Genomic DNA, 4,385 nt, shown 5'->3' on the forward strand with positions numbered 1-4,385 from the left:
GCTACGAACTACGCTTCGCGATCAACTACCTCGCCGGTTTCCTACTGACATCGGAGCTTTTGCCATTGCTGAAGGCGAGTGCGCCGGCCCGCATCGTCAATGTCGCCTCTGCGGGGCAGCAGGCGATCGATTTCAGCGATGTCATGCTGACCCGCTCCTATGACGGCGTGCGTGCCTATTGCCAGAGCAAGCTGGCGCAGATCCTGTTCACCGTCGACCTTGCGGAGCAGCTGAAAGGCACCGGCGTCACCGTCAACGCGCTGCATCCGGCGAGCTATATGAACACCACCATGGTCCGGCAAGCAGGCGTGACGCCGTGGAGCTCGGTCGAGACCGGTGCCGAGGCCATCCTCAACCTCGCCGCCTCACCCGCGCTCGACGGGAAAAGCGGCCTCTATTTCGACGGCCTGCGGGAATCCCGCGCCGATACCCAGGCCTATGACGCCAAGGCAAGGCAAAGTCTGCGAGCCTTGAGCCTTGATCTCATCGGCACGGCCTCCCCCACATCGAAGGAAGACCATTCATGACCCAGACAATCGAACACACCGTCATCATCGGCGGCTCGTCCGGCATCGGCCTGGCGACGGCGCGAAAACTGCTTGGCCCGGGCATGAAGGTGACCATCACCGGGCGCAACGAGGACAAACTGAAGAGCGCTTGGAAAAGCCTTGGCGGCGCTGCCGGGAAGGCTGCGTTCGACGCCGCGAAGCCGGATGAGGTCCGCCGGTTCTTCGAGAGCCTCGGACCTTTCGACCATCTGGTGCTGGCGGCCAGCGGCGGCAAGGGCCTTGGCCCCTTCCCGACGCTTGACCTGAGCGACATCGGCAGCGGCGTCGAGGAAAAGGTCCGCCCGCAGCTGTCCTGCCTGCAGGCCGCCTTGCCGACACTCAACAAGGCCGGATCGGTCACCTTCATCTCGGCGGTGTCGGCGCAGCTCGCGACGCCCGGCGTCGCCGGTATCGCCGCCATCAACGGCATGCTGTTGACTGTGGTGCCGATCCTGGCCCTGGAACTGAAACCGCTGCGCGTCAATGTCGTGGCGCCGGGCGTCATCGACACGCCCTGGTGGGATTTTCTGGCCGAAGAGCAGAGGCAAACGATCTTTGCCGACTATGCCGGCAAGACCCCGGTCGGCCGCGTCGGTCGGGCCGAAGACGTGGCCGACGCAATCGCCTTCCTCGTCTCCAACGGCTTCATGACCGGCCAGGTGCTGACCTGCGACGGCGGGCTGAGATTTGCGGCATAGGAACAGCGACTATCGGGCTCCGACGGGACCTTAATTGGCCTTCTTTGGAACGCGGTCGTTCTCGTCCGCGGGCCTGTCGCCTGCCGGTTTTGCCGAAACAGGCTTTTCCGGCGCATGGGAATAGTCAGATGTATCCGCCCCATACATCTTGTTGTCGATCGCCTCTTGCCAGCTGTAGTCCGCGTCGGACGGTGAAACGTCGGCGATCTCATGGCGGGAGGAGCGAGCGTGAAGCCAGTTCGGGGTGATCTCTCGAACCAATTGTGCAAAGCGTCCCATCGAAACCGTTCCTTTCCTTGTCCTTTCCAGGAGGCGCGATCACGGTTGCGTCGGCTGGACCTAGAGTTGACCTCTCAGCCAGGCCAGCGTCTCGGCAACGCCGGCCAGCCCGTACTGCGCGGTGGTTTGCGCCGGTGGTTTGACCCGTATCGATATGCCGCCGGCATCATTGATCGTTTCGAAGCCGTTTTCGTCCGACGTGTCGTCGCCCAGGAAGACCGGGCGGCGACCTGCGAATGGCGCAATCTCCATGAAACGCCGGATAGCGGCACCCTTGGCCGCCTCCAGCGGCAGCAATTCCACGCCGGCGTTGCCGGCAACCACCCGGTAGCCCTTTGGCAGGCCGGCCAGCGCCTGCTCGACAAGCTGCGTCGCGCGCGGAAGCAGATGCGGGGCGGCGCGCGTGTGGATGGCCAGCACCCGTCCCTTGCGCTCGATATAGGCCCCACGACCGAGCTCGGCCTCGATCTCGTCGGCAAGGGCTGCGATATCCGCCGGCTCGTCCGCGATTTCGACGTCGTCGTCCGGCAGGAGCCGATGTTCCAGGCCATAGAGCCCGGCGGCGCGTAGTTTCAAAGGCTGAAACAGATGGTCGACGGCCGAAACGGACCGGCCCGTGATGAACGCCAACGCCCCGTTCAGCTTGCGGTCCAGGCCTTGCAGCAAGGAGCGAAGCTCGTCGCTGACCGAGACTGCGTCCGGGTGCTCGGCATGTTCCAGCAACGTGCCGTCGATGTCGAGGAACAATGCCCACTCGCCGGCCAGCACAGGCTGCGGTTTCTCCATGTCGGCCTGCGGCTTTTGCAGGGTCTCGCCAATAATCTTCTGCAGCGTATCGCTCATGACATCGCCATCCGTCTGCGCTCAAAGATGGAGACGACATTGTCGACGCTGGGCGGCGGGTCGCCGGCGGCACCGGTTACCCGATCGAGGTCTCCGCGCTTGCGCAAACGTGCCGCATCCAGAAGCATGCTGCCGGCCCAGCGATAGACGTTGTTGTTGCGGATCGTCTCGCGCATGGGTCGCATGCGCTCGCGCTGTTCTTCGGGCGCCATGGTCAATGCCTGCAACAGCGCTCCGCTCATCATGGCGGCATCGTAAGGGTTGACGATCAGCGCCTCCAGCAATTCGCGCGAGGCGCCGGCGAATGTGCTGAGCATCAAAACACCCTGCTCGTCGTCGCGCGCGGCGACGAATTCCTTGGCGACGAGGTTCATGCCGTCATGCAGGCTGGTGACCATGCATATGTCGGCGGCCCGATAGATCTCGTAGACCTGTTCTTGCGAGTGATGCTCGGCCACCATGATCACTGGCCTGTAGCCCTCGCTGCCATAACGCCGGTTGAGCTCTTCGGCATAACGGTGGCACTCGTCATGGAGCAATTTGTAGGCCGGCAGCGTGCCGCGGCTGGGTGCTGCGACCTGCAGGAAGACCAGTTTTCCGATCCATTCAGGCTGTCGCTTGAACAATTCGTTCAAAGCGTGAAACCGATCAAGAATGCCTTTGGTGTAATCGAGGCGCTCGACTCCGACGGCAAGCTTCACATCCGCTTTGAGACCGAACCTCTCGCGCATGCGAGCGCGGCAATCGTCGACATCGGGAAGTTTCGCCAGCAGGTCCGCCGGCCATTCTATCGAGATCGGATAGGCGTGCACCAATGTGGTCCGTCCGCCGTAGGAGATGGCCGCATCGGCCCGCTCGATGCGGCTTTCCAGGAAGCGATCGACGCTTTCGGTGAAATTGTTGGCGTGGAACTGGGTGTGGAAGCCGATGATCGAACTGCCGAGCAGCCCTTCGAGAATGCGTTCACGCCAGGGACAGATGCTGTACACTTCCGAATTCGGCCACGGGATATGCCAGAAAGTGATGACGATCGCCTCCGGCAGGCGCTCGCGGATCATGCGCGGCAGCAGCGCGAAATGGTAGTCCTGGACCAGCACGATCGGCCGCTCGTTGCGGGCCTCGGCAACCACCGTATCGGCAAACTTGCGGTTGACGGCTTCATAGGCAGCCCAGTCGGAGGCGCGAAAAATCGGCCGGGTGAAGGCGATATGGCAAAGCGGCCAAAGGCCCTCATTGGCGAAACCGAGATAATAGCCCTGATGCTCTTCCTCCGTCAGCCAGACCCGGCGCAGCGTGTAGGACGGGTTGCCAGGCGGCACCTGCACACGATCGTGGTTGTCAACGGTGAGCCGGTCCGCCGTTCCGCCGCCATAGGCGATCCAGGTGCCGGCACAGGCGCGGGTAATGGGCTCGAGCGCCGACACCAGTCCGCTGGCCGGGACGAGCAACTCGACGCCGTCGCCCTTCACATTGTGGATGTACGGTTCGCGATTGGACACCACGATGACCTGCGCATCGGGCAGATCGTCGGCCAGGATCTTGCGCAATGTTTCGGGCGACCAGGTCACCAGCGCGGCATCGGCCGATTGGCCATTCTTTTCGAACTCCCGTATCACCTTGCGCGCGGCTTCCGCGGCCACATCTTCGCCTGCCGTATGTGCGACCGCGGGTGGATGACGGCGACGGTGCCGCGATATGGAGAGGAAAACGGCAAAAGCGGAAAAACCGAGGCTCGCGAAGATCAGAACCCAGAGCAGGTCCGCACCGTAGTTTGTCATTGAATGTCAACTCACCCCGGCCGTCGGCGACCGTTTGTTCGTGTTCCCGTTTGAAATGGTCTGCCGACCACGTGGTCAGCGTTCGGACCTGTATTTTTGCAACGCACAAAGCTCGGATCGGTTCCGGCAATTTTGTTCGGATCATGTCCTTACGATGAGCGGCACCAGTCCTTCATGGCGGTCGGCAAGGAAAGCGACGACCCGGTCACCGACGCGCTGGAAGGTGAGATCGACGACCC

Annotated in this window: 5 protein-coding genes and 1 pseudogene (1 of these 6 running past the window's edge); 2 read left to right on the forward strand and 4 right to left on the reverse strand. The window is 62.7% G+C overall.

Annotation, left to right across the window (positions count from 1 at the left end):
- Together EOC06_RS25635 and EOC06_RS25640 are read left to right on the forward strand one after the other, a co-directional pair.
- Positions 1-527: SDR family NAD(P)-dependent oxidoreductase (locus EOC06_RS25635; protein ID WP_128309093.1), on the forward strand; the 527-nt coding region annotated here is incomplete at its 5' end.
- A complete protein-coding gene (locus EOC06_RS25640; RefSeq protein ID WP_128309094.1) occupies positions 524-1,246 on the forward strand; it encodes an SDR family oxidoreductase in 723 nt (240 codons plus the stop codon). The genes EOC06_RS25635 and EOC06_RS25640, both read left to right, overlap by 4 nt.
- A gap of 30 nt (positions 1,247-1,276) precedes the next feature.
- Here EOC06_RS25640 and EOC06_RS25645 read toward each other — a convergent pair whose 3' ends face one another.
- From EOC06_RS25645 to EOC06_RS25660, 4 genes and pseudogenes are all read right to left on the reverse strand, one after another.
- A complete protein-coding gene (locus EOC06_RS25645; protein WP_128309095.1) occupies positions 1,277-1,525 on the reverse strand; it encodes a hypothetical protein in 249 nt (82 codons plus the stop codon).
- A gap of 60 nt (positions 1,526-1,585) precedes the next feature.
- Positions 1,586-2,311: a trehalose-phosphatase gene (gene otsB, locus EOC06_RS25650; RefSeq protein ID WP_164873974.1), complete on the reverse strand. Its 726-nt coding sequence runs from the start codon at positions 2,309-2,311 to the stop codon at positions 1,586-1,588.
- A 53-nt stretch (positions 2,312-2,364) separates the two neighbouring features.
- Positions 2,365-4,146, reverse strand: a complete 1,782-nt coding sequence (locus EOC06_RS25655; protein WP_128309097.1) for a trehalose-6-phosphate synthase — start codon at positions 4,144-4,146, stop codon at positions 2,365-2,367.
- A gap of 141 nt (positions 4,147-4,287) precedes the next feature.
- A pseudogene (locus EOC06_RS25660) lies at positions 4,288-4,385 on the reverse strand (glycogen debranching N-terminal domain-containing protein) (it continues 2,078 nt past the right edge of the window).

This window comes from Mesorhizobium sp. M7A.F.Ca.MR.362.00.0.0 (assembly GCF_004023175.1).
GTDB lineage: Bacteria > Pseudomonadota > Alphaproteobacteria > Rhizobiales > Rhizobiaceae > Mesorhizobium.

Excerpts from the sequence above, each read along its gene's own strand:
- EOC06_RS25655 (WP_128309097.1), bottom strand. The coding sequence starts at position 4,146 with ATGACAAACTACGGTGCGGACCTGCTCTGGGTTCTGATCTTCGCGAGC.
- EOC06_RS25645 (WP_128309095.1), bottom strand. The coding sequence starts at position 1,525 with ATGGGACGCTTTGCACAATTGGTTCGAGAGATCACCCCGAACTGGCTT.
- otsB (WP_164873974.1), bottom strand. The coding sequence starts at position 2,311 with ATGGAGAAACCGCAGCCTGTGCTGGCCGGCGAGTGGGCATTGTTCCTC.
- EOC06_RS25640 (WP_128309094.1), top strand. The coding sequence starts at position 524 with ATGACCCAGACAATCGAACACACCGTCATCATCGGCGGCTCGTCCGGC.